Below are 25,950 nucleotides of genomic sequence, written 5' to 3' on the forward strand. Positions count from 1 at the left end.
TCGCTTCCAGAGATGTTGGATGAGCTGGGAAAAACGAAAGATATGTTAAATAAGTCGCTCGAAGCAACAGGAGTGGCGGACAAGGTAAAACGCTATAATACCCTGCTTGATGTGTCCAGTTCCATGGCGATTATCGCCTATATAACATCGGATAAGTATGATGGTACCAGTACTCAAACCAATGTTCATATACTTGAGGCGATCAAGCTTTTGAAAACTCCAGGGATGGAGGCTGGCCAGGAAAAGATGCTAGATAAAGGTATCAGCGGCCTGCAATATGTCTTGGAGTTTACGGGAGACGGTAAAGATAACGATGTCGCTTTGGGATCTCTCCTGTACGCGATTGCTTTGTTCAGTAAAAGTACCAAGGAGTCCCGTGAGCGAGAGTATGGGCAGTCGCCGTCACTGAATGCTTGGTATGACGCTTTAGGTAACGTCACACAATACATCGATGAGACAATTGCATCGTTTGGTGACGATTACGACTCCTTGAAAACAGAGGCTTTAAGTTTTGCTGGTCCCGCTGCGCTCTCGGCGATTGAAAGTTCCATGTCGAGCCGAATGAGCGAGTTTTTTTTCGGCGTTCCAACCAGTGCAAATGCGTTCGACCTCAAGGTGAACAGCTCGGGTGAAATTATAAGTAAAACCGCAACCGACCATGACGCTGCTGCTGCTCAAGTAGGAAACGGTCTGGTTACCAGTGGGGGTGGCTGGAGTCTGAACTATGATCCAAATAAGCTGAATCTGAATCAATACCAAGGCAACTGGATCAACAATACCTTTACCGCTGCAGCCACCCAAATTTTGGCGGATGGTTATCGTCCCGGGAATGTCAATACGGTCAAGGAGGTTTTTGATTTCAGCCTGCGCAACTCAAGCCAGGGTCTTTCCTATGGCAGTACATTGGCGGCTTTGTTGAACTCTGGCGACGCCCGCGCGCGCCTGACCCTGCCGACCGATCCGCTGGTATTGGATCTGAATGGCGACGGGGTGCGCTTGACCGATTACCTGACCTCCCCAGTGTTTTTCGATGCTGATAACGATGGCGGTAGTCTTGAGGAAACCGGTTGGGTCAGCGCCGAGGACGGCATTGTAGTTGTGGATACGAATGCCAACGGCAAGATTGATAACATCAGTGAGACCGTTTCTGAGTATTTTGGCGGGACTGCCGGCGTCAACGGTGAGGCCGGTCAAAAGCGTTTCGCCAATGGTTTCGCCGCCTTGGCCAGTCTCGACAACAACACCGATGGTGTGTTCGACAAACTGGACGCTGCCTGGTCGAACGTCAAGGTCTGGGTCGACGCCAATCATGACGGCAAAAGCTGGGACGACCGTAATGGCAACGGTGCGATCGATGCTGGTGAAACAAGTGAGCTTAAATCACTTTCGGATTTGGGCATCACTCAGATCAACTTGAAAAACCAGGCGCAAAGTGGCGAGGTGCGAGACGGTAACGAGGTCCTGGCACGTGGGTCCTTCGTTCAGAATGGTGTAAGCAAGGAAGCTATTGCTGCAAACTTCCTGGCCAATCCCAACGGTCATGTCTTCACCGCGAGTGGCACGGGTACTGTCGTCTCGACCCAAGGCTCCGAGCAGGTTTCTGCCGTGAAAGGGTATGTGTCCTCATCGACGGCCGGTGAGAGCATCGACGTCAGCCAGAAAGGCGTCAATAACGCCACTGGCGGTTCCGGAAACGATGTGCTGCAAGGCGATGCTCAGACTAACTGGCTGGCCGGTGGCCAAGGCAGCGATACTTTTTACGGCGGTGCGGGTGACGATGTCCTGCTGATCGACGGCGATGACCTTTCCGCCAATATTCATGGCGGTGACGGCACCGATATCGTGCAGGTGCTCGGCGAAAAAAGTGTCTATCTGAACCTGACCGACGCCAATGTAGAGATTGCCCAGGGCGGTCGCGGCAATGATGTGTTCGTTGCCAGTGGGAATAGCACGGTCTACATCCGCGGTGGCGATGGTGATGATGTACTCATCGGTGGATCAGCCAATGACGCGTTGTCTGGTGAAAACGGCAACGACACGATTATAGGTGGCGCGGGCAACGATGTGTTGCGCGGTCATCGCGGCAATGACCGTATCCAGGGGGGCTCAGGCGATGACCTGATTGACGGCGGGCAGGATGACGACAACCTGAGCGGAGGTGCTGGCGATGATGTCCTCAATGGTGGTGCTGGCGATGATCAGATTGATGGCGGCAATGGTGTAGACGTCATCGAGTTGTCCGGCGATTTTAGCGATTACCGCATTACCCGAACCGCCGAAGGCGTCTGGATCAGCGATACCGTGGCGGGCCGCGATGGTACGGATTTCCTGCAGAACGTCGAGAAAGCCAACTTCAAGAACCTGAAGCTGGTGGAGATCCCGACCGCCACCAGCGAGGGCATGGAGAATGCACTGCTGGTCAAGGATGTCCTGGGCAAGGACAAGAACGGTGTGGCGTTCGAGCGCACCAGCGCGCACTTGATCGGCAAGGAACAACTGCTGCAGAACGACATCGATTGGCAGCATGACGCGTTGCACATCACCGGCTTGTTCGATGTGGTGGGCGGCACGGCGGTCGTGACCCAGGCCGGTGACGTCTTGTTCACGCCGGACGCGACCTTCACCGGCATCATGGGCTTCAAGTACACCGTCGCCGATGCCAAAGGCAACGAGGCCAGTACGATCGTCAACATGGGCACCGGCGAAAGCGCGACGATGCGTGCCGCTGTCTATCTGAAGACTTCGGACCTGCCCGACGATCCACTGGTGACCGATCAGTGGTACCTGTCCCAGGCCAATATCCTGCCGGTCTGGAAAGACTACACCGGCAAAGGTGTCAGGATCGCCGAGATCGAGACCAACAGTCCGTTCGGCACCACCAAGGAAATCCTCGATTACCGCCACGCCGACCTGAAGGACAACATCGACCAGAACTGGCTGGCCAATACCACGCCGGGGCAAATGGCGGGCGAGGGCAGCGGTGGCAAGTTCAGCGACCACGCGACCCTGGTCGCCGGGGTGATGGTCGCCGCTCGCAATGGCGAGGGCAGTGTCGGTGTCGCCTACGACGCCACGGTGGCCGGTTACTGGGTCAATAAAGACGACTTCGGCAACATGTCCCACATGTATGAATACGATGTGGTGAACCACAGCTGGGGCAGCAACTTTCACTTCGACCTGAAGTTCAGCCCCACCGAGCTGGGAACGTTGCCGACGGCCTATTACCAGGCCATCGACGAAGGACGCCACGGTCTGGGCACGGTGATTGTCACGGCGGGCGGCAACGACCGGGAGAAGGGCGGTAACACCAACTACTCGAACGTCTCCAACACCCGCAGCAGCATCGTGGTCGGCGCGATCAACGCCACCACCGACCTGGGTGCGTTGCAGCTGGGCGGCAAGCCATTTTCCAGCCCTGGCGCCAGCATCCTGGTCAGCGCGCCTGGCTCGAACGTCACCTCGACCTCACGCTTGGTACAGAACGACAACGGGTCCACGTTCGGTGGCGACACCAGCGTTTCCCAAGGCACCAGCTTTGCGGCCCCCATCGTCTCCGGCATCGTGGCCTTGATGCTGGAGGCCAATCCGGAGCTGGGTTATCGCGATGTGCAGCAGATCCTGGCGATTTCGGCCCGCAAGGTGAACGACCCCACGACCTCGTGGCAGACCAACGGTAGCCAGAACTGGAACGGCGGCGGCATGCACGTCAGCCACGACTACGGTTATGGCGAAGTCGATGCCCGGGCCGCCGTGCGTTTGGCGGAAACCTGGAACATCCAGCAGACGTTGGGTAATGAGTTGCGCCTGACAAACCCGCTGGAATCCGGCGCGCTCAACCGCGCGATCACCGACGGACAGGGCGCCGGCATCAGCCATTCGCTGACGATGGGGGCCGTTGACATCCTGGCCGAGCATGTCGAGGTCAAGGTCAACCTGAGCCATGCGCGGCCAGGGGATCTGATTCTCAAGTTGATCTCGCCGTCGGGCACTGAATCCATCCTGATGAATCGTCCGGGCAAAGCCCCGGGCAGCGCGGCGACGGATCGTGGGAATGCCGATTTTGACGGTCAGAACACCTTGAACTATGTCTTTGGCACGGCTCTGCTGCGTGGCGAAGCGGTGCAAGGGAACTGGACGCTGCAAGTGATCGACAGCGTGACCGGCGATACCGGGACGCTCAACAGCTGGAGCCTGAACGTCTACGGCAAGGGCGATACGATTGACGACCAGTATGTGTACACCAACGAGTACGCCCAACTGGCCGCTTCGGGCGGGCGCAATGCGCTTAACGACACCGACGGTGGTCAGGACACGATCAACGCTGCGGCGATCTCCAGTGCCAGTGTGATCGATTTGTCTAAAGGCGAGGCCACCCTGGCCGGCGCTCGCTTGGCGATCACCAATGCCGCGCAGATCGAGCACCTGATCGGGGGTGAATTCGCCGACACGCTGATTGGTAACGCTGCGGACAACCATCTCTCCGGTGGTCGTGGTGACGATGTGTTGTCGGGTGGTGCCGGCGTCGATACGCTCATCGGCGGCAAGGGCAATGACACCTTGACCGGCGGCGCTGACACGGATTATTTCGTGATCGACAAGGCCGCGGGCGACATCGACACCGTCACTGATTTTGTGATCGGTACTGACCGAATCGTTCTGTCCGGCTTTGATGACGAGGTCTATACGGCGGCGACCATTACCCAACAAGGCGCCGACACTCGGTTGAGCCTGGCGGATGGGCAAGTCCTGCTACTCAAGAACGTTCAGTCCGAAGGCCTGACGCTAAAGAACTTCGTTCATATCCCGGAAGGTGTGCGCCTGAGTCGGTTGGAGCAGGCTTCTGGCTACGGTTTCGGGCTCAGCGGTGCCAATACCGAGCGCAATCTGCCGGACGTGACCGGTAGTTTCCTGTATTGGGCCCACGATGGTGGCGAGCGCGTATTTGGCGGCACCGGTGCCGATACGATCGTAGGTGGCCAGGGTGACGATGTACTGGTTGGCGAGTCTTCGACGGCCTCGACCGTGGGTGGCAATGACATTATCAGCGGAGGCGAAGGCTACGATGTCATCCGTGGCGGCGCTGGCGATGATGTATTGCGTGGCGATGTCGGGCAGGATTACCTGGGCGGTGACGCCGGCAACGATGTCCTCTACCTCGAAGGTGACCAGGCCATCGAGGACCATGCCTTCACCACCGTGCTGTCACCGAACATCAACCTGAGCGGTGCCGCCACGCACACCGGCGCCTCCGTCGCGGGTGGTGCCGGTAATGACCGTTTTGTGCTGGTCGAAGATCTTCTGGCCAGTGCCTCGCAGGGGATCATGGGTAACCTGATCGATGACTTCGAAGTCGCCAATCCCAACGAGAAGATCGATCTTTCGCAGATTCGCGCGGTACACAGTTTTGCTGACTTGAACTTCAGCAACGTGACCGTCGACGGTGAGGTCTATCTGCGGGTCTGGCTGGGCACGATGGCCAGCGGTACTCAGTACATCACGCTTAAAGGCGTAACTGCCGGCCAGCTCTCGGCAGCCAATTTCATTTTCGGCCAAGCGGTAACACAACCCAAGGTGCTGCTGAGCGGTACCGGCGCGAATGATCTGTTGATCGGCGATGCCGGAGGCAACACGCTCGACGGGGGTGCAGGCGCCGATGTCCTTGAAGGGCGGATGGGGGACGATACCTACATCGTCGATAACGCGGGGGACGTCATCAAGGAAGTCGTAGGCGGTGGCTATGACGTGGTCAAGTCCAGTGTCAGCCATGTCCTGGCCAGTGAGGTGGAGTCTTTGCAGTTACTGGGCAGTGCCGCCATCAATGGGACCGGTAACGAGCTCTCCAACCGTCTGGTTGGCAATAGCGCAAACAACATTCTGGATGGCGCCGGCGGCTCTGATGTGATGATCGGCGGCCTGGGCGACGATACCTATGGCGTGGATGACGGTTCCGACCGGATCGTCGAATCCGAAGGTGCGGGCACCGATACCGTCAATTCCTCGGTCTCCTTTACGCTCGCCAACCACTTGGAAAACCTGAGCCTGACCGGTAACGCGGCGATCAATGCCACGGGCAACGCGGCCAACAATGTCCTGCGTGGCAACGTTGCCGATAACCGTCTCGACGGCGCCCAAGGCGCTGACCGGATGATCGGTGGCCTGGGCAACGACACCTACTTCGTGGATAGCGCCGGTGACGCCGTCGTGGAAGACCTCTACGGCGGCAATGACAAGGTGATTTCCACCCTCGACTACACCTTGGCGGCCAATGTCGAGGCATTGACCTTGTCCGGTCCGGCCTTGAATGCCACTGGTAATGAGCTGAGCAACGAACTGATCGGCAACGAGCGCAATAACCGCTTGTATGGGGCTGCGGGCGATGACTTCCTGCAAGGTGGCAGGGGCGACGACCGCTACGTATTCGGCGTCGGCCAGGGCCAGGATCACATCAGTGAAGACCTGGAAGCGGCTGGCGGCATTGACACCATCGTGTTCGAAGCGGGTATCAAGGAAAGCGATGTCGCTGTCGACCATTCGGCCCGGGGCATGGTGCTGCGCCTGAATGACGGCCAGCAAATCATCTCCGGCTGGACGGCCGCTCGCGGTCATAGCGTCGAGCGTATCGAATTCGCCAACGGGACGGTCTGGAACACCGCAACGCTGTCGACCCAGGCCAATCGGGCGCCAACCGTATCGACCGCGATTGTCGACCAGAAGGTCGCCGAGGACAGCGCTTTCGTCCTGACCCTTGCGGCCAATGCTTTTGTCGACGCGGATACGGGCGACGCTCTCCAACTGAGCGCAACCCTTGCCGACGGCAAGCCGTTGCCCACCTGGTTGAGTTTTGACGCCAAGACTCGCACGTTCAGTGGTACGCCCGGTAATGACGCGGTGGGTAATGTGGCGATCCGGGTCACGGCAACCGACAAGGCGGGGCTGTCTGTCAGCGATAGCTTTGAAGTCCAGGTCAGCAATACCAACGATGCACCGGTCCTGGTCAAGGCCATTGCCGACCAGTCCGTCGTCGAGGGAGCGCCTTTGACGTTCGCGCTGCCGGCAACCACGTTCACGGATATCGATGCCGGGGACCGGCTGAGCTACCAGGCGACGTTGGCCAACGGTTCGGCGCTTCCTGCGTGGCTGGTATTCGATGCGGCCACTCGCACCTTCAGCGGCACGCCTTCGCAGGCTGGAACCGTCTCGGTCAAGGTTTCAGCAGTGGACCTGTCTGCGGCCGTGGCCAGTGACCTGTTCGACATCGTGGTCAATGCCCAAGCCGTCACCAACGGCACCGCGGCTGCCGATAGCCTCAACGGCGATGCCTCGGGCAACGTCATCAACGGGCTGGGCGGTGATGACTCGATTTACGGTCGGGAAGGTAACGATGTGCTGAACGGCGGTGATGGCGCCGACTGGATCTCCGGTGGCGACGGCAACGATACCTTGGACGGTGGCGCCGGCAATGACAGCCTGCGTGGCGATTTTGGTAATGACACCTATCGGTTCTACCGAGGCATGGGCCAGGACAGCGTCATCGATTATGACTGGACGGTCGGCAACGTCGACACCATCAAGGTCGCGGCTGATATTGCCCCGGCCGATGTCATCGTCAGCCGGGACCAGACTTACCTCACGCTGGCGATCAAAGGCACGACCGATAAATTGTCGATCACCTTCTTCAATAGTTCGAATTACATCGTGGAGCGCGTCGAGTTCGCCGATGGAACAGTCTGGGGAGTTGACGCCCTCAAGCAAATGACCAAAGGCGTCGCCAGCAGTGCTGCCGATACGTTGTTTGGCGACATCGGGGCCGATGTACTCGATGGGCTTGAGGGGGATGACAAGGTCTACGGTGAGGCAGGTGACGACCGACTGGAAGGCGGCGCCGGTAACGACTCGCTGGGCGGGGGGGATGGCAATGACATCCTCAACGGTGGCGCGGGTAACGATTATCTGAATGGCGATAACGGTAACGACCGCCTCGATGGCGGTATCGGTAGCGATCGATTGTCGGGGGGCGCCGGCAACGATACCTATCTGTTCTACAGGGGCATGGGTCAGGACACTGTCCAGGAGTTCGATTCGACCACTGGAAACAGCGATACGATCAAGGTCGCCGCCGACATCAATCCAGGCGATGTCATCGTCAAGCGTGAGGGGAGCGATGTTTACCTCGCCATCAAGAACACCACTGACCGGATGACCATCTACAGCTACACCGACGCCAACTATCAGGTTGAACGCGTCGAGTTCGTAGACGGCACCGTCTGGTCCGTCAGCGATCTCAAGCGCCTGTCGGTAGAGGTCGCCACCAATGGCGCCGATACGTTGATCGGTGACGAAGCCAACGATCGGTTGGACGGGCTTGACGGTGATGACAAATTGTCTGGCCTGGCCGGCAACGATGTGCTCAACGGTGGAGCGGGTCGGGATACGCTTGACGGTGGGATGGGGCTGGATACGCTGGACGGTGGGGCGGGCAATGACTCGCTGTACGGCGGTTCCGGCAACGACACCTATCTCTTCCAGCGTGGTGGTGGCCAGGACCTGATTTCCGATCGCGACTGGACCAGGGGCAATCTTGACGTGATCAAGTTGGCCCAAGGGATCAGCCCAGGCGACATAAAGGTTGCTCGCGTGGGCTACAACCTGGAACTGACGATCCTCGGTACCACCGACAAGCTGACCGTCAACGAATGGTTCCTTTCCACGGACTCGCAGGTTGAACAGGTTCAGTTCGCCGACGGCACGCTCTGGGACGCCGCAACCCTGACGACCCTGTCCAAGGGCGTGGCGAGTGAGGGCAATGATGTCCTGCAAGGCGACGAGTCCAGCGCCGATATCCTCAATGGACTGGGTGGTGATGACTCGCTCTACGGATTGTCGGGCAATGACACACTGAACGGTGGCGCCGGCAGCGACAAGCTCTTTGGTGGCGCGGGCATGGACACGCTCGATGGTGGCGCCGGCATTGATTTCCTTTATGGGGATGCCGGCAACGATACCTACCAGTTTTACCGCGGGGTCGGGCAGGATTGGATAAGTGACTACGACTCTTCGGTGGGTAACCTGGATACGATCAAGGTAGGGGCAGGCCTCAAGCCGTCCGATATCCAACTCAGTCGTGATACCTACGACCTTTTCGTGGGCATTGCAGGAACGACCGACAAGCTGACCGCTTCCAGCTGGTTCTCGAGCAGCGCGTATCGGATCGAACAGATCCAGTTCGACGACGGAACCCTCTGGAGTGCCGACACCATCAAGAGCATGACCAAGGGCACGGCAACTTCCGGTAACGATGCACTGTTCGGCGAGGATGCGCTGGCTGACTCATTAAGTGGCCTTGACGGTGATGACAAACTTTACGGGTTGGGTGGTAACGACACGCTGTCGGGTGGCAACGGGGCCGATGAACTGAGCGGTGGCGAAGGCTCCGACACCTTGCTGGGTGGGGCGGGTGATGATTGGTTGTCTGGTGATACAGGTTCCGACACCTTGCAGGGTGGGGCAGGTGATGACCGGTTGTCTGGTGATACTGGCTCCGACACCCTGATAGGTGGAACAGGCAACGATCAGTTGAGTGGGGATCGTGGTAATGATCTTTATCGATTCGAGCGTGGGGATGGTCAGGATGATATTGACGATTTCGACCCGGACGCCAACACCGATGTGCTGCAGTTCGGTGCCGGTATTTCCGCCAATCAACTCTGGTTCAGTAAGAACGGCTGGGACCTGGAAGTGAGTGTCATTGGCACCACCGATAAAGTGACGATCTCCAAATGGTCGTTCTGGGGGCCGGGTAACTGGGAGAAAGCCCAGAACATCGAGCAGTTCCGTACCGCCGATGGCAAGGTCCTGTTGGACAATCAGGTCGATCAATTGGTTGGCGCCATGGCCGCTTTCGCGCCACCGGCTCCCGGTGAGACTTCACTGCCGCAGAACTACCAGGCCTCGTTGAACGCTGTGATTGCCAGCAACTGGCAATAGTGCCTCAAGCTGCCGCGCCTCAAGGCGCGGCAGTCACATTGGCGGTACGGTTACCCTGATGCTAGACAAAAACGCCCGTCAGGGCGTTTTCTGATTAATACGACCTTTTTTCAACGTGATTAGCCGCTACGCTGATCTCTAATGATAACGGTCGCTCGCGGGTTCTCGACGGCCTATTAAACGGTTGTAAGGGAGGCCCTCCATGGACCGATTCACCGGCGGTTGCCTGTGCGGCAACGTTCGTATCCAAGCCTCGGGCCGTCCGTATCGGGTTGGCCTCTGTCACTGCCTCGACTGTCGCAAGCATCACGGCGCGCTCTTCTACGCTGCCGCTGTGTTTCCACAGGATGCCGTGACGATCGAAGGTGAAACACGGGATTACGCCGGGCGCTTTTTCTGCCCCCGCTGCGGCTCGTCGCTGTTCGCCCGCTCGGGTGACGAAATAGAAGTGCACCTTGGGACGCTGGACGCCCCCGATCAACTGATGCCCACCTACGAAAGCTGGACCGTGCGCCGCGAGTCATGGCTGCCGGCGTTTCCGCTCACCCGACATTACGCGCACGATCGTGAGGGCACCGGGCGGGCTGAGGAGTAGGGCGGTCATTCGAAGCCGACAATCGCCTTGATCTCCAGATACTCCTCGAACCCGTGAACCCCATACTCACGGCCATTGCCCGAACGCTTGTAGCCACCGAACGGTGCCATCGGGTTCCACGCCGGGTAGTTCAACAGCACTTGCCCTGAGCGGATACGCGATGCAACGGCGCGGGCAAGATCAAGGTCCTGGCCCTGGACATGCGCGCCCAGCCCATAGACGGTGTCGTTGGCGATGGCGACGGCTTCATCCACCGTGTCATAGGCAATGATGCACAGCACCGGACCGAAGATTTCTTCCTGGGCGATGCGCATGGCGCTGTCGACCTGCGAGAAAACCGTGGGGCGGGTGTAGAAGCCTTGTTCGAGACCCTCCGGGCGTCCTGGGCCGCCGCAGACAAGCTTGGCACCTTCATTCATGCCCACTTCGATCATGGCTTGCACGCGATTGAACTGGGCCTCGTTGGCGATGGGACCGAGCACGGTTGCTTCCAATTGTGGATCGCCCACGATGATCGCGTCGGCGGTGGCAGCAGCCAACGCCTCGACTTCCGCCAGGCGGTTCCTTGGCACGATCATTCGGGTCGGTGCGCTGCACGATTGGCCGACGTTGCGAAATGCCGACATCACGCCCGGCGGCACGGCCTTGGCGAAGTCGGCGTCGGGCAACAGCACGTTCGGTGACTTGCCGCCCAACTCTTGGGTAACGCGCTTGACCGTAGGGGCGGCGGCCTGGGCCACCAGTGCGCCGGCGCGGTTCGAGCCGGTGATGGAGATCAAGTCGATATCGGGATGCGCCGCCATGGCCGCGCCGACCTCGGCACCGCTGCCGTTCACCAGGTTGAAGACGCCGGCAGGCAGGCCAGCGTCATGCACCAATTGTGCGAAGAGAAGGGCACTCAGGGGCGACAGTTCGCTGGGTTTCAACACCACCGTGCAACCGGCGGCAATCGCCGGGGCGACTTTGGCGGTGATTTGATACAGCGGCCAGTTCCACGGCGTAATGAGGCCGCAGACGCCGATGGGTTCGCGTTGAATGGCCGTGCCATGCTCAATCTTCTGGAAGTTGTAAGTGGACAGCACATCGCGGGCCACCCGAACGTGTTCGGCGGCCAGCGGCACTTGCATGGCCCGTGCGAAGCCGATGGCCGCGCCCATTTCCAGCGAGAGCACCTGGGCCAGTTCTTCTTTGCGTTCAAGGATCAGCCCATGGATCTTTCCCAGGATTGCCACGCGGGTATCCACCGGAGTCGAAGACCAGCCGGGAAATGCTGCGCGAGCCGCCGCTACGGCGCGGTCAACGTCTTCGCCGGACCCTCGGGCGACCTCGGCAATGACTTGCTCGGTAGCGGGATTGACCACGGGCAGCGTGGCCGGGTATGCCGGAGACTGCCAGTCACCATTGATATAGAACTGCTGGGACGTAGGCGGGGTGTTCAAAAAGGGGGTGGTCATCCAACGGGCTCCCATAGAGCGGTGATAGCACTGCCGGCGACAGATCCTGAGGCCGTTTTCTTCTCGATAAACTAACAAAGCGGCCCGGATGGGATATGCCGTTCTCAAGCCTGGCAAAGAAGAATCTGCTGTATCTGCCGGGTTAACTGGGCAAAAAAAATGGCGGCACCCGTTTAGGGCTCGAAGACAACGCGTCGATTTCAATCAAGTACCCATCCTGCGGCGCCGGGACGGGCACCACCGCGCGCGGGCCGGTAGACCCACCGCTATCGCGAGCAAGCTCGCTCCCACAATGGATCTGCGGCGTTCCTTGAACCGGTGTCCACCACCATCCCCCTGTGGGAGCGAGCCTGCTCGCGATGACGCCGGCCCATTCACCGCGGATGCTGAAGCTGCTGCGCCAAGCGTAGATTCTGCCGAAAACAACTCTTTGCAGAGCCGTTTGGCGCACCATAAATGCCCCCAAACCCACAGAAACACGGGCACGACGCCCACGCCTGGAGCATCCCGCAAAGTCTGCTGAGCGAGCCCCGCAAAACGGTGGTTTGTACCAAGCGGCCGGTATTTTTAACGATTTATCCACGGTCTCATGGTGTTGTAATGAAAACGTGATGCAGCGTTGCACCGATGCCTCACGAAAGGCGCCATCGTTCGCCTCGTCGAGCCTTCAACAACAATCCAGGACCGCACTCATGAGCTTTCTTCGACCCAAGTACATCACCTTCGACTGCTACGGCACGTTGACCAATTTCCAGATGGGCACCATGACCCGCGAGCTGTTCGCCGACCGTGTCGACGCCGGGCAGATGGACCAGTTCGTCAAGGACTTCTCCGCTTATCGCCTGGACCAGGTGATGGGTGACTGGCGGCCCTATGATGAAATCATCAAGACCTCCCTGATGCGGGTCTGCAAGCGTTGGGGCGTCGAATATCGTGGCGAAGGCCAGCTCTATTACGACGCCGTGCCAACCTGGGGCCCCCACGCCGATGTACCGGCGGGCCTGTCGAAAATCGCCGACAAGATCCCCCTGGTGATTTTTTCCAACGCGATGGACGAGCAGATCATGTCCAACGTCGACAAGCTCGGCGCACCTTTCCATAAAGTCTTCACGGCCCAGCAGGCCCAGGCCTACAAGCCGCGCCTGGCCGCCTTCGAGTTCATGCTCGATAACCTTGGCTGCGGACCGGAAGACGTCCTGCATGTGTCGTCGAGCTTCCGTTACGACCTGATGTCGGCCCACGACATGAAGATCAAGCACAAAGCCTTCGTCGCCCGCGGTCATGAACACCCGGCCAACGCTGCCTTTGGCTACCACCAGATCCCGGACATCGGCGGGTTGCCCGCGCTGGTCGGGCTCTGAGTCTCGACGCACGCTTGAAGGCGAAAGGGGTTAGACATGGGCAGTGAGTCCTATTGGCTCGACACCGCACCGGCGTTCACCGGTGCTCAACTCGGCGGATTGCCCGGGCAGGTCGATGTCGCCATCGTCGGTGGCGGCTTCACCGGCCTCGCGGCGGCGCGGGCCCTGGCCTTGAAGGGGGCCAGCGTGGCGGTGCTGGAAGCGGGCAGGGTGATTGGCGAGGCGTCAGGGCGCAACGGCGGGCATTGCAGTACCGGCGTGGCCCAGGATTACGCGGCACTCACCGCCAGCCTCGGCGCCGACAAGGCTCGGGCGTATTACCAAGCCTATGAAAGCGCCGTGCAGAGCGTCGTGACGCTGGTGGAGCAAGAGCAGATTGCTTGCGACCTCAAGCGCAACGGCAAGCTCAAGCTGGCCGCCAAGCCGATGCACTACGAAGGGTTGGCGCGCACCTGTGAGTTGATCCGCAAGGAAGTCGACGCCGAGGTCGAGCTGCTGTCGGCCCGGGAGACGCGGGAGGAAGTCAATTCGGCGCAGTTTCACGGTGGCCTGTTGCAGCGCAATGGCGTGCAGATGCATGTCGGGCGTTTCGGCGTCGGCCTGGCGGAAGCGGCCGCCCGTCACGGTGCGTTGATCTTCCAGGGGGTGGCGGTGCAGGACTGGAAGACCAGTGCCGGCGGTTATCGAGTCAACACCAGCAAAGGGACGCTGCAGGCCTCGCAGATCCTGCTGGCGACCGGCGCCAGTCAGCAGGGCGGCCTGGGCTGGTATCGGCGGCGAATCGTGCCGGTGGGCAGCTTCGTCGTCGCTACCGAGGTCCTGCCCCAGGCGCTGATCGACAGCCTGCTGCCGGCCCGGCGCTCCTATGTCACCAGCCGCATGATCGGTAACTACTTTCGCCTGACCCCGGACAACCGTTTGCTGTTTGGCGGTCGTGCGCGGTTTGCCATGTCCGACAGCGTGTCCGACGCCAAGAGCGGCAAGGTGCTGCAAGCGGCGATGGTGCAGATGTTCCCGCAGTTGGCGAACACCCGGATCGACTATTGCTGGGGCGGCCTGGTGGACATGACCTCCGATCGCCTGCCCCGGGCCGGCCAGCATGGCGGGGTTTATCACTCCATGGGCTACAGCGGCCACGGTGTGCAGATGTCGGTGCACATGGGGCAGGTGATGGCCGAGGTCATGGCCGGCAAGGTCGAGGCCAACCCTTGGCGCGAACTGGATTGGCCGGCCATTCCCGGGCACTTCGGCAAGCCTTGGTTTTTGCCGCTGGTCGGCGCGTATTACCGCTTGCAGGACTACCTGCACTGAGTTTCACCGCGTTGTTTGGCGTTTCAACCACGTTGCGTTAACGCACGTAATCGAGCCCTATCATTTTCCGAAAGGTAGAACTGACATGAGTGACAATAAAAACGGCATCAAAGACCAGTTGATCACCGGTACAGAAAGTCTGCGTGTTTTCGAAGGGCTCAACCGCGGCATGTCGCGCCGCCATGCATTGCAGATGCTCGGGCTGGCCGGTGTAGCCGCGGCGGGTGCCGGCAGTCTGTTCGGTGCCGCCGGCAAGCTGCTTGCCGATGAGCAGGCAAGCCCCGGCAAAGGCAAGCCCGGCGGGCGTATCCGCGTCGCCGGTATCTCCAGCTCCACCGCCGATACCCTGGACCCGGCCAAAGGCTCATCGTCCACGGACTACGTGCGTCATTACATGTTCTACAACGGCCTGACGCGTTTCGACAGCCACATGGTGCCGCAACTGGAACTGGCCGAACGCATGGACACCACCGACGCCACGCTCTGGGTGATTACCCTGCGCAAGGAAGTGACCTTCCACAACGGCAAGGGCCTCACCGCCGCCGACGTGGTGTTTTCCCTGATGCGTCACAAGGACCCGATCACCGGTTCCAAGGTCTTGCCGCTGGCCGAGCAGTTTGCCGAGGTCAAGGCTACCGGCACCCATGAAGTGCAGATACGCCTGAGCGGCCCGAATGCCGAGCTGCCGTCGATCCTTGCCGTATCCCACCTGTTGATCGTCCCCGAGGGCACCAGCGATTTCAACCAGGGCATCGGCACCGGCCCGTTCAAGGTCAAGGAATTCAAGCCTGGGGTGCGTTCCATCGGTGCGCGCAACACCAACTACTGGAAGCCTGGCCTGCCGTACCTCGACGAAATCGAATTCATCGGCATCGGTGACGAACCGTCACGGGTCAACGCGTTGCTGTCGGGCGACGTGCAGATCATCAATGAGGTCAACCCGCGCTCGACCACGCGCATCAAGGACAGCACCACCCATCGCGTGGTGGATTCGCCGTCGGGTAACTACACCGACCTGATCATTCGCCAAGACCAGATGCCCGGCCAGAGCCCGGAGTTTACCGAGGCGATGAAACTGCTGCTGGACCGCGAACAGGTCAAGTCGGCGATCTTCCGTGGGTTCGCCAGGGTCGGTAACGACCATCCGATTGCGCCCGGCTCTCGTTTCTACAACGCCGACCTGCCGCAACGGACCTACGATCCGGAGAAGGCCCGTTTCCTGCTGAAGAAGGCCGGCATGGAAAACATCAGCATGCCGGTGATGTGCTCGCCGGCCGCCACCGGTTCGGTCGACGTTGCCGTGCTGCTGCAGCAATCGGCCAAGGAGGCCGGGCTCAAGCTCAACGTCAATCGGCTGCCGAGCGACGGCTATTGGTCCAACCACTGGGCCAAGCACCCGCTGAGCTTCGGCAACATCAACCCGCGGCCTAACGCCGACATGTTGTTCTCGCAGTTCTTCCAGTCCACGGCACCGTGGAACGAATCCGGCTGGAAAAACCCGCAGTTCGACCAGTTGCTGATCCAGGCTCGCGGTGAAACCGATGAGACCAAGCGCGGGCAGATGTATGCCGACATGCAGACCCTGGTGCATGACCATAGCGGCATCGGCATCCCGGTGTTCATCAGCAACATCGATGGTGTCGACCAGCGCGTCAAGGGTTATGGCACCAACCCGCTGGGCGGTTTCATGGGCTATATGTTCGCTGAGCAAGTCTGGCTTGACGCTTGATGCGTGTTGTCTTGCGGCGTGACATGGCACAAGGGGTAGGGCGATGAATAGCAACACACTTTGGTTGATCGGCCGGCGCCTGGGCGCTGCGGTCGTGACCCTGTTGATCGTATCGATGGTGGTGTTCGCCATTACGGCGGTGTTGCCGGGAGACGCGGCGCAACAGTCCCTTGGACAGTTCGCCACGCCTGAGCAAGTGGCGGCGCTGCGGGTGAAGATGGGCCTGGACCAACCGGGTGTGTTGCGCTACCTGCACTGGTTGATGAGCCTGCTCAGCGGCGACATGGGCGTGTCGATCTCCAACGCCACGCCGGTCAGCGAGTTGATGGCTGGCCGGGTGCCCAACACGCTGATGCTGGCGGCGGCCACGGCGCTGGTGTCGGTGCCGGTAGCGTTGATCCTGGGCATCGGCTCGGCGATGGGGCGAGGAGGGCGTATCGACGGCTTCCTGAGCTTCTTCACCCTGACGATGGTGGCGGTGCCGGAGTTCCTGGTCGCCACCCTTGCCGTGCTGATTTTCGCGGTGAACCTGGGCTGGCTTTCGGCGCTGTCCTATTCCAGCGAGATCACTTCGCCGCTGCAATTCATGCGCACCTATGCCTTGCCGGTGATGACCCTGTGCTGCGTCATCGTCGCGCAAATGGCGCGCATGACCCGGGCGGCGGTGATCGATCAACTCGACAGCCCCTACGTGGAAATGGCCCGCCTCAAAGGCGTGAGCCCGGTGCGGGTGGTGCTGCGCCATGCCTTGCCCAATGCCATCGGGCCGATCGCCAATGCCATCGCCCTGAGCCTGTCCTACCTGCTGGGTGGGGTGGTGATCGTCGAGACGATTTTCAACTATCCCGGCATCGCCAGCTTGATGGTCGATGCCGTGACCAACCGCGACATGGCGTTGGTCCAGGCCTGCACCATGCTGTTTTGTACGGCGTACCTGGTGTTGGTGCTGGTGGCTGACCTGTGCGCGATCCTGTCCAATCCGAGGCTGAGAAACCAATGAACAATCTCATTGTGAAATCCCCGCCTGCGGCGCCCGAACTGGCCTTGGGCAAGGTGTCGCGCAAAACCCCCTGGCTCGGCCTGATCGGCGCCGCGATGTGTGTGATCTGGTTGCTGGTGGCTATCTTCGGGCCATGGCTGGCGCCGCACCCGGTGGGGGAAGTGGTCTCCGACAATGTCTTCGACAACCTCAGTGCCGCTTATCCGCTGGGCACCGATTACCTGGGCCGCGACATGCTCAGCCGCATTCTGGTGGGCGCGCAGTTTACCGTTGGCCTGGCGTTGGTGGCGGCGGTGCTGGCCAGTGGGCTGGGCACCAGTTGCGCGTTGCTGTCGGTGGTTTCGCCGAAGTGGCTGGATGAGCTGATCAGCCGCCTGATGGATGCCTTCATTTCGATCCCGAGCAAGATGCTCGCGCTGATCATGGTCTCGGCGTTCGGCTCATCAGTGACCCTGCTGGTCTGCACGGCGGTGCTCAGCTTCATGCCGGGGGCGTTTCGTATCGCCCGCAGCATGGCGGTGAACATCGAGGCCCTGGAATACGTGCAAGTGGCCCGCACCCGTGGCGAACGCCGGCTGTACATCGCCTGCGTGGAAATTCTGCCGAACATGCTCAACCCGGTGCTGACCGACCTGGGCCTGCGTTTTGGCTTCATCGTCCTGCTGCTCAGCGGCATGAGCTTCCTCGGCCTGGGCGTGCAACCGCCGGATGCCGACCTGGGTTCGCTGGTGCGGGAAAACATCGGCGGCCTCAACCAGGGCGCGCCGGCCATCGTGATTCCAGCCCTGGCCATCGGCACCCTGACCATCGGCGTCAATCTGTTTATCGACCGCTTGTCTTCGCGGCGCAACCGACGTACGGGAGGCCATTGATATGAGCCAGTTGATCCGAGTCGAGAACCTGCGTGTGGTCGCCTGTGGCGAGCGCAGCGAGGTGGAGATCGTCAAGGGCGTGAGTTTCTCCCTGGAGAAAGGTGAAGTGCTGGCGCTGATCGGCGAGTCCGGTTCGGGCAAGACCACCATCGCCCTGGCGCTGCTCGGTTATGCCCGGCGCGGTTGTCGCCTGGCGGGTGGGGTGGTGCAGATTGGCGAGCACGACATGCTCGCCTTGAGTGAGCGCGAGCTGCAAGGCCTGCGCGGCAATCGGGTGTCGTACATCGCCCAAAGCGCCGCGGCGGCGTTCAACCCGGCCAAGAAACTCATCGACCAAGTGGTGGAAGGCGCGTTGATCCATGGCCTGGGCAGCCGTGCCGTGCTCGAAGCCAAGGCCATCGAACTGTTCCGCGACCTGGCGCTGCCGGATCCCGAGCGCATCGGCCAGCGTTATCCCCATCAAGTGTCCGGCGGGCAACTGCAGCGGGTGATGGCGGCCATGGCGCTGATCAGCGATCCGCTGCTGGTGGTGCTCGATGAGCCGACCACAGCCCTCGATGTGACCACCCAGATCGACGTGCTGCGTGCGTTCAAGCGGGTGGTGCGCGAACGTGGCGCGACGGCGGTCTACGTGTCCCACGACCTGGCCGTCGTGGCGCAGATGGCCGACCAGATCGTGGTGCTCAACGGCGGGCAGATCTTCGAGCAGAGCGCCACCGCGCCGCTGCTCAAGGGCCCGGCTCACGTCTACACCCGCAGCCTGCTGGCGGCGGCACGGCCGGACACGACGATTCGTCCGCCATACGGTGTGGCCGAAGACACGCCGCTGCTGACCATCAAGGGCCTGACCGCTGGCTACGGCAACAAGAACCAGCACGGCATGCCGGCGATCCGGGTGCTCGAAGACATCGACCTGACCGTGCGCAGGGGCCAGGCCATCGGCGTGATTGGTGAATCAGGCTCGGGCAAATCGACCCTGGCGCGAGTGGTGGCCGGGCTGTTGACCCCGGCCCTGGGCGGGCTGACGTTTGACGGTCAGCCGCTGGGCGGCAGCCTGTCCGAGCGCACGGATGAACAGTTCCGGCGCATCCAAATGGTGTTCCAGAACGCCGACACCGCGCTCAACCCGATGCACAGCATCAGCACCATCCTGAGCCGGCCGTTGAAGATGTATTTCGGCCTCAAGGGCGCGGCGCTGCGTGAGCGTATCGGCGAATTGCTCGACCTGGTGCGTCTGCCACGGGACATGGCCGAGCGCCGCCCGAGCGAACTCTCCGGCGGACAGAAACAGCGGGTCAACCTGGCCCGGGCGCTGGCGGCCAAACCAGACCTGATCCTGTGCGATGAAGTGACCTCGGCCCTCGACACCGTGGTCGGCGCGGCGATTCTCGAACTGCTGCGCGACCTGCGCCAGCAACTGGGGGTGTCCTACTTGTTCATCAGCCATGACATCTCCACGGTGCGGGCGCTGTGCGACGACATTGTGGTGATGTACAGCGGCCATAAGGTTCAAGAGGGTAGCCGGCAATCGTTCGCCCAGGCGCCGTTCCATCCCTACACCGACCTGCTGATCCACTCGGTACCGGAGATGCGTCAGGGTTGGCTGGAAAGTTGTGGCGCCACCACCTGCGGCACGCTGCCGGCGTTGGGCGCGCGCGCGGAGGGGCCGGAGCTGTGCACCTTCCTCAATCGCTGCCTGGCGCGGGTCGACGGCCTGTGCAACCACACCGCGCCGCCCCGGCGGATTATCGACGGCGGCAGCGAGGTGCTCTGTCATCACGACAGTGCCGAGTTGCTCAAGCGCCAACAGGATTCAAACAGCATGATCGTGGGAGCCTACGCATGAACGCGCGTTTCGTGAGGTTGGCCGAAAAGGGCCGGCCCGTCGTCAAATTGAAAGTGGATGGCGTCCCGGTCGAGGCGTTGCAGGGCGACACCTTGATGGTCGCATTGCTGACCCACGGCCCGGCGTTGCGCCAGTCGGAATTCGATCCGGGCAGCCGGGCCGGTTTCTGCCTGATGGGCGCCTGCCAGGATTGCTGGGTCTGGACCCGCGGCGGCGAGCGCCTGCGAGCTTGCTCCAATGAAGTGCGCGAAGGGCTGGACATCATTACTCAACAACCGGAGGCGATATGGCCACTGCGCGGCTGAACAGGCATCGAGTCGTCATTGTCGGCGCCGGACCGGCCGGCATCCGTTGCGCCCAGACCCTGGTCGCGGCGGGCTTCAAGCCGATCCTGCTCGACGAAAACCGTCGCGATGGCGGGCAGATCTACCGGCGCCAGCCCGAAGGGTTCACCCGCAGCTACGCCACGCTGTACGGCACCGAGGCGGACAAGGCCCGTGACCTGCACGAAAGCTTCGACCGCTTGCGCCCGCAGATCGACTACCGTCCGGACACCCTGGTGTGGAACCTGACACCCGGGCAATTGTGCTGCGTCAGCCAGGGCCAGCACACGACGGTGGATTACGACGCGCTGATCCTCTGCACCGGCGCCACCGACCGCCTGATGCCCATCGAGGGCTGGCAGTTGGGCGGTACCTACAGCCTCGGCGGCGCGCAGATCGCCTTGAAGGCCCAGGCGGTTTCCATCGGCCACCGCGTGGTGTTCATGGGCAGCGGACCGTTGCTGTATCTGGTCGCCAGCCAATACCTCAAGGCCGGCGCCAACGTCGCGGCAGTGCTGGACACATCGCCGCTGGGCCAGCGCATCAAAGCCTTGCCCAAACTCATGGCGCGCCCGAGCTTGCTGTTCACCGGCATGAAACTGTTGGCGCAGTTGTACCGGGCGAAGATTGCTGTGCACTTGGGTATTTCGCCGCTGCAAATTCTGGGCGAGGCGACCACCGGTGTCAGCGGCGTGCGGGTTCGTAGCGCGAGCGGGGAAACCTTGACGGTGGCGTGCGACGCGGTGGCGCTGGGTTATCACTTGCGCCCGGAAACCCAACTGGCCGACCTGGCGGGCTGCCGCCTGCGCTTTGACGAGGTCTCCAGCCAATGGCTGCTGGACACGGACGAGGAGGGGCGGACCTCGGTCAGCGGTGTCTACGCCGCCGGTGATGGTTCGAAGATCCGTGGCGCCGATGCAGCCGAGCATGCCGGGCGCCTGGTCGCCTTGGCGTTGTTGAGCGATCTGCAGCAGCCGGTGGACGCCGCACTCGTCGCCGAACAGCGCCAGGCGCTCAAGGTGATGGATGCGTTTCGCCTCGGCCTGGCCCAGGCGTTTCCCTGGCCAGCGGCACAAGCCAAGGCCTTGCCGGACGAGGCCATCGTTTGCCGCTGCGAAATGATCAGCGCTGGCGAACTGCGCCGCACGGTCAGCGAAAAGGGCGCCTGTGAAGTCAACCGGGCCAAGGCGTTCAGCCGGGTCGGCATGGGCCGCTGCCAGGGGCGTTATTGCTCCCAGGCCGGGGCCGAAGTGATTGCGGCAGCAGCGGGTGTTCAAGTGCAGGAGGTGGGGCGCCAGCGTGGTCAGGCTCCCGTGAAACCACTTTCGATGCTCACTCGGGAGGTGACGCCATGACGCTGAATAAAGCCGATGTGGTGATTGTCGGCGGCGGCCTGATGGGTTCGGCGGCAGCGTTTTTCCTGCGCCAACGGGGGCAGTCGGTGATCCTGCTGGAGCGTGACCAGATCGGGCAGTACGCCAGCGGCGTGAACTTCGGCAACGTGCGGCGCCAGGGGCGTTTTCTCGGGCAACTGGAACTGGCGAACCGGTCCTGGGCGCTGTGGAAACGCTTGCCGGAGCTGATCGACGACGACCTGGAGTTCATCGCCAGCGGGCACATGCGCGTGTGTTATCGCGAGGATGAAATACCCGAGCTTGAGGCTTACGCAGCGGCACCGGAAGCGGCGCAACTGGACTTGCAGATCTATCGCGGCAGCGAGCTGCATGCGCGTTTTCCGTTTCTCGGCAAGGACGTCAAGGGCGGCTCCTATGCGCCCCACGACGGTCACGCCAACCCGCGTCTGGCCGCCCCGGCCTTTGCGCGGGCGGCGCGGCGACTCGGTGCGCGCATCGAGGAACGCACCGAGGTGGCCGAGGTGCAGAAGGTCGGTGACGGATTCAGCATCAGCACCACCGATGGTCGTCAGTTCAGCGCCGCGCAACTGTTGATTACCGCAGGCGCCTGGGGCCAGAAGCTCTCGGCGCAGTTCGGCGAGCCGGTGCCGCTGGAGACCAACGGCCCGCAAATGGCCGTCACCGAACCGGTGCCTTATGCCTTGCCGACGGTGATCGGCGTGTACACCAAGATTCCTGAAGAAGTGATCTATTTCCGCCAGATTCCCCGGGGCAATATCGTCATCGGCGGCGGCTATCGCAGCAAGCCGGACATGCTCAACCGCCGGGCCTATGTCGAGCCGCGCAGCATCCTCAACCAACTGGACCAGATGCGTCGCCTGCTGCCGGGCGTCGGCAATCTCAACATCATCCGCGTGTGGAGCGGCATCGAAGGCTACCTGCCCGATTCACTGCCGGTGATGGGCCCCAGTGGCAACGTCGATGGCTTGTACTATGCGTTCGGCTTCAGCGGCCATGGCTTCCAGCTCGGTCCGGGCGTTGGCGATGTCATGGCTGAACTGATCAGCACCGGCAGCACTCGAACCTTCATCGAGCCGTTTTCCATCCGTCGGTTCGCCCTTTCCGCCGAGCAACGGAGCAAGGCCTCATGAAACCCCGCGTGTTAGCCATTTTCGAACGCCTGCTGGCGTTTGAAACGGTCTCTTCAGAATCGAACCTGGCCCTGATCGAGTACGTGCGCGAGCTGTTGCTGAGCAAGGGTATCGAGTCGCTGATCGTCAGGGATGAGAGCGGCAAGAAGGCCAACCTGTTCGCCAGCACCGGTCCGCGTGAGTTGCCCGGGGTCCTGCTGTCCGGCCACACCGACGTGGTGCCGGCGGCAGGGCAGGCCTGGACCGTTCCGGCGTTCCAGGCGACCGTGCGCGATGGACGGGTGTACGGGCGTGGCAGTTGTGACATGAAAGGTTTCATTGCGCTGGCCATCGACGCCATGCTCGATGCCGCTGACCACTCCTTGAACCGGCCATTGCAACTGGCGCTTTCCCATGACGAAGAGATCGGTTGCGTGGGGGTGCGGCGCTTGCTCGATGTGCTGCACCTGGCGCCGGTGCGACCGTTTCTGTGTGTGATTGGCGAGCCGACCAACATGCAGTTCGTGCTCGGCCACAAGGGCAAGGGCTCCTATCGCACCTACTGTCGCGGCCTGGAAGCGCACTCATCGCTGGCACCGCGCTCGGTCAATGCGATTCACGTGGCCTGCGACTTCATCGCGACGTTGCGCCAGAGCCAGCAGCAATTGCAGGAGCAAGGCGCCCAGGATGCGGATTACGACGTGCCCTACAGCACCGTGCATGTCGGGCAGATTGTCGGCGGCAAGGCACTGAATATCGTGCCGAACCTGTGCACCCTGGATTTCGAAGTGCGCAACTTGCCGGACGACGATCTGGACCTGTTCCTGGAGCAACTGCGCGAGCGCGCCGAGGTGATCGTGCGCGAGGCGAAAAAGCTCTCCAGCGTCGCGGACATCGAGATCGAAACCCTCAACGTCTATCCGGGCCTCGACACCCATCCGAGCGTCGAAGCCGTGCGCTTCCTGAAAAACTTCGCCACCCTGGACACCGGCACCGCCAAGGTCTCCTTCGGCACCGAAGGCGGCCTGTTCAAGCAGCGCCTGGACGTGCCCGTGGTGGTCTGTGGCCCAGGCTCGATCGAACAGGCGCACAAGCCCGACGAGTTCATCGAGATCAGCCAGATGGAGGCCGGGGAGCGGTTTCTGGAAGGGTTGCTCGGCTCGCTGAAAATCTAAGCCCTGCACAAAACAAAAGGTGGGAGCACTCCTGTGGGAACACACCTGTGGGAACACACCTGTGGGAGCACACCTGTGGGAGCACACCTGTGGGAGCAAAGCTTGCTCGCGATGAACGATGACACGGTCTTGATCGATGTCGCCTGATCCACCGCCATCGCGAGCAAGCTTTGCTCCCACAGTATTCAGTGTTCAGTGTTCGGTGCTTAGCCTGGGGCCTCGGTAGAGCCTGCCGTCCCACCTCGAAACTTCAGCATCCAACACTGCCCAAACCCCGCTTTCAGCATCCTGCCCCGTGGCATCTCCTTAGACTGGAATCACCTCGGAACAGGACGCGACCATGCTCAAGAATCGATTGAAAGACCCCAGCCTGTTGGCAGAACTCGCTTACATCGACGGCCAGTGGATCGGCGCCGACAACGCCGCCACCCTTGACGTCATTGACCCGGCCACCGGTCAGGTGCTCGCCCGTGTACCGGCGATGCAAGGCGTGGAAACCCGGCGTGCCATCGAGGCCGCCGAGCGCGCCTGGCCAGCGTGGCGCGCGCGTCCGGCGGCGGAGCGTGCAGCGCTGTTGGAGCGCTGGTATCAAGCCATGATGGACAACCTCGACGACCTCGCGCTGATCATGACCTGTGAACAGGGCAAGCCGTTGAACGAAGCCAAAGGCGAAATCCGCTACGGGGCCGGTTTCGCCAAATGGTTTGCCGAAGAGGCTCGTCGGGTCTATGGCGAGACCATCCCGGCGCCCAGCGGCGACCGACGCCTGCTTACGCTCAAGCAGCCGGTGGGTGTCTGTGCCGCGATCACCCCATGGAATTTCCCCAATGCGATGATCACCCGCAAGTGCGCACCGGCCTTGGCGGCCGGCTGCCCGGTCATCGTCAAACCCTCGGACCTGACCCCCTTGTCGGCCTTGGCCCTGGCGGTGTTGGCCGAGCGGGTCGGGATTCCGGCCGGCGTGTTCAATGTCGTGACGGGCATGCCGGCCGGTATCGGCGAAGAGCTGACCGGCAACCCGACGGTACGCAAGATTTCCTTTACCGGCTCTACGGCGGTCGGGCGCTTGCTGATGCGCCAGAGCGCCGAGCACATCAAGCGCTTGAGCCTGGAGCTGGGCGGCAACGCGCCGTTCATCGTGTTTGACGATGCAGACCTGGAGCAGGCGGTGGCCGGCATCATGCTCAGCAAGTTTCGCAACGCCGGCCAGACCTGCGTCTGCGCCAACCGCATCCTGGTGCAGGACGGTATCTACGAACGCTTCGCCGCGCGCCTGGTAGAGGAGGTGGGCAAGCTCAAGGTCGGCAATGGGCTGGAGGCTGACGTGATGATCGGCCCGCTGATCAACCTCGCTGCGGTGAACAAAGTCGCCCGGCACATCGACGATGCGTTGAGCCAGGGCGCGCGTCTGCTCTGTGGCGGTGTCCCCGAGGGCGACAGTCAGTTTGTCCAGCCAACGGTATTGGGGGAGGCCCACGCCGGGATGTTGCTGGCCAACGAAGAAACCTTCGGCCCGGTGGCTCCGCTGATGCGCTTTACTACTGAAGAGCAGGCCCTGGCCCTGGCCAATGCCACGCCTTATGGCCTGGGCGCTTATTACTTCACCCAGGACCTGCGCCGCTCATGGCGTTTCGGCGAGGCGCTGGAGTTCGGCATGGTCGGACTCAATACCGGGCTTATCTCCATGGAAGTCGCGCCCTTCGGCGGCATCAAGCAGTCGGGCCTGGGGCGCGAAGGCAGCAAGTACGGCCTGGACGAGTACCTTGAAGTCAAAGCCTTCCACATCGGTGGGTTGTGATGCGACCGTCATTTGAA

14 protein-coding genes are annotated in these 25,950 nt (G+C 61.6%); 13 read left to right on the forward strand and 1 reads right to left on the reverse strand.

Annotation, left to right across the window (positions count from 1 at the left end; all coding sequences use genetic code 11):
- Positions 1–561 precede the first annotated feature (561 nt).
- Positions 562–9,984, forward strand: coding sequence for a calcium-binding protein (locus tag AB4O22_RS07785; RefSeq protein WP_460106694.1), 9,423 nt, complete (start codon positions 562–564; stop codon positions 9,982–9,984).
- A gap of 202 nt (positions 9,985–10,186) precedes the next feature.
- Entirely contained in the window at positions 10,187–10,579 is a 393-nt protein-coding gene (locus tag AB4O22_RS07790) for a GFA family protein (RefSeq protein ID WP_223471661.1), read from the forward strand.
- Positions 10,580–10,584: 5 nt separating this feature from the next.
- Here the strand turns inward: AB4O22_RS07790 and AB4O22_RS07795 are convergent, their stop codons facing one another.
- Positions 10,585–12,033, reverse strand: a complete 1,449-nt coding sequence (locus AB4O22_RS07795) for an aldehyde dehydrogenase family protein (protein WP_460096085.1) — start codon at positions 12,031–12,033, stop codon at positions 10,585–10,587.
- A 692-nt stretch (positions 12,034–12,725) separates the two neighbouring features.
- Between AB4O22_RS07795 and AB4O22_RS07800 the strand changes: the two genes are divergently transcribed.
- The 11 genes from AB4O22_RS07800 (at position 12,726) to AB4O22_RS07850 (ending at position 25,933) form a co-directional block, all read left to right on the forward strand.
- Positions 12,726–13,394 carry a haloacid dehalogenase type II gene (locus tag AB4O22_RS07800; protein ID WP_003203206.1) on the forward strand — a complete coding sequence of 223 codons (669 nt, stop codon included), beginning with the start codon at positions 12,726–12,728 and terminating at the stop codon, positions 13,392–13,394.
- A 36-nt stretch (positions 13,395–13,430) separates the two neighbouring features.
- Positions 13,431–14,705, forward strand: coding sequence for an NAD(P)/FAD-dependent oxidoreductase (locus tag AB4O22_RS07805; protein WP_027912018.1), 1,275 nt, complete (start codon positions 13,431–13,433; stop codon positions 14,703–14,705).
- An 85-nt stretch (positions 14,706–14,790) separates the two neighbouring features.
- Complete coding sequence (locus AB4O22_RS07810) at positions 14,791–16,434, forward strand: ABC transporter substrate-binding protein (protein ID WP_027912019.1); 1,644 nt, start codon at positions 14,791–14,793, stop codon at positions 16,432–16,434.
- A gap of 43 nt (positions 16,435–16,477) precedes the next feature.
- Positions 16,478–17,434, forward strand: coding sequence for an ABC transporter permease (locus AB4O22_RS07815; protein ID WP_003203201.1), 957 nt, complete (start codon positions 16,478–16,480; stop codon positions 17,432–17,434).
- A complete protein-coding gene (locus tag AB4O22_RS07820; RefSeq protein WP_027912020.1) occupies positions 17,431–18,306 on the forward strand; it encodes an ABC transporter permease in 876 nt (291 codons plus the stop codon). Before AB4O22_RS07815 ends, AB4O22_RS07820 begins: the two co-directional genes overlap by 4 nt.
- Before the next feature lies 1 nt (position 18,307).
- Positions 18,308–20,152 (forward strand): ABC transporter ATP-binding protein, encoded by a 1,845-nt coding sequence (locus AB4O22_RS07825; protein ID WP_460096087.1) that lies wholly within the window; start codon positions 18,308–18,310, stop codon positions 20,150–20,152.
- Complete coding sequence (locus tag AB4O22_RS07830) at positions 20,149–20,457, forward strand: (2Fe-2S)-binding protein (protein WP_223523126.1); 309 nt, start codon at positions 20,149–20,151, stop codon at positions 20,455–20,457. Before AB4O22_RS07825 ends, AB4O22_RS07830 begins: the two co-directional genes overlap by 4 nt.
- Entirely contained in the window at positions 20,439–21,830 is a 1,392-nt protein-coding gene (locus AB4O22_RS07835) for an FAD/NAD(P)-dependent oxidoreductase (RefSeq protein WP_460096088.1), read from the forward strand. The genes AB4O22_RS07830 and AB4O22_RS07835 overlap by 19 nt, the downstream gene beginning before the upstream one ends.
- Positions 21,827–22,981 (forward strand): NAD(P)/FAD-dependent oxidoreductase, encoded by a 1,155-nt coding sequence (locus tag AB4O22_RS07840; protein ID WP_460096089.1) that lies wholly within the window; start codon positions 21,827–21,829, stop codon positions 22,979–22,981. The genes AB4O22_RS07835 and AB4O22_RS07840 overlap by 4 nt, the downstream gene beginning before the upstream one ends.
- Positions 22,978–24,135: an acetylornithine deacetylase gene (argE, locus tag AB4O22_RS07845; RefSeq protein WP_460096090.1), complete on the forward strand. Its 1,158-nt coding sequence runs from the start codon at positions 22,978–22,980 to the stop codon at positions 24,133–24,135. Before AB4O22_RS07840 ends, argE begins: the two co-directional genes overlap by 4 nt.
- Positions 24,136–24,475: 340 nt before the next feature.
- Positions 24,476–25,933 carry an NAD-dependent succinate-semialdehyde dehydrogenase gene (locus AB4O22_RS07850; RefSeq protein WP_003203184.1) on the forward strand — a complete coding sequence of 486 codons (1,458 nt, stop codon included), beginning with the start codon at positions 24,476–24,478 and terminating at the stop codon, positions 25,931–25,933.
- Positions 25,934–25,950: the final 17 nt, after the last annotated feature.

Source organism: Pseudomonas sp. S3_B11 (assembly GCF_054667715.1).

What these genes read in the sequence shown, in the direction of transcription:
- AB4O22_RS07785 (WP_460106694.1), top strand. Translation starts at nt 562, where the DNA reads ATGAGCGAGTTTTTTTTCGGCGTTCCAACCAGTGCAAATGCGTTCGAC.
- AB4O22_RS07790 (WP_223471661.1), top strand. Translation starts at nt 10,187, where the DNA reads ATGGACCGATTCACCGGCGGTTGCCTGTGCGGCAACGTTCGTATCCAA.
- AB4O22_RS07795 (WP_460096085.1), bottom strand. Translation starts at nt 12,033, where the DNA reads ATGACCACCCCCTTTTTGAACACCCCGCCTACGTCCCAGCAGTTCTAT.
- AB4O22_RS07800 (WP_003203206.1), top strand. Translation starts at nt 12,726, where the DNA reads ATGAGCTTTCTTCGACCCAAGTACATCACCTTCGACTGCTACGGCACG.
- AB4O22_RS07805 (WP_027912018.1), top strand. Translation starts at nt 13,431, where the DNA reads ATGGGCAGTGAGTCCTATTGGCTCGACACCGCACCGGCGTTCACCGGT.
- AB4O22_RS07810 (WP_027912019.1), top strand. Translation starts at nt 14,791, where the DNA reads ATGAGTGACAATAAAAACGGCATCAAAGACCAGTTGATCACCGGTACA.
- AB4O22_RS07815 (WP_003203201.1), top strand. Translation starts at nt 16,478, where the DNA reads ATGAATAGCAACACACTTTGGTTGATCGGCCGGCGCCTGGGCGCTGCG.
- AB4O22_RS07820 (WP_027912020.1), top strand. Translation starts at nt 17,431, where the DNA reads ATGAACAATCTCATTGTGAAATCCCCGCCTGCGGCGCCCGAACTGGCC.
- AB4O22_RS07825 (WP_460096087.1), top strand. Translation starts at nt 18,308, where the DNA reads ATGAGCCAGTTGATCCGAGTCGAGAACCTGCGTGTGGTCGCCTGTGGC.
- AB4O22_RS07830 (WP_223523126.1), top strand. Translation starts at nt 20,149, where the DNA reads ATGAACGCGCGTTTCGTGAGGTTGGCCGAAAAGGGCCGGCCCGTCGTC.
- AB4O22_RS07835 (WP_460096088.1), top strand. Translation starts at nt 20,439, where the DNA reads ATGGCCACTGCGCGGCTGAACAGGCATCGAGTCGTCATTGTCGGCGCC.
- AB4O22_RS07840 (WP_460096089.1), top strand. Translation starts at nt 21,827, where the DNA reads ATGACGCTGAATAAAGCCGATGTGGTGATTGTCGGCGGCGGCCTGATG.
- argE (WP_460096090.1), top strand. Translation starts at nt 22,978, where the DNA reads ATGAAACCCCGCGTGTTAGCCATTTTCGAACGCCTGCTGGCGTTTGAA.
- AB4O22_RS07850 (WP_003203184.1), top strand. Translation starts at nt 24,476, where the DNA reads ATGCTCAAGAATCGATTGAAAGACCCCAGCCTGTTGGCAGAACTCGCT.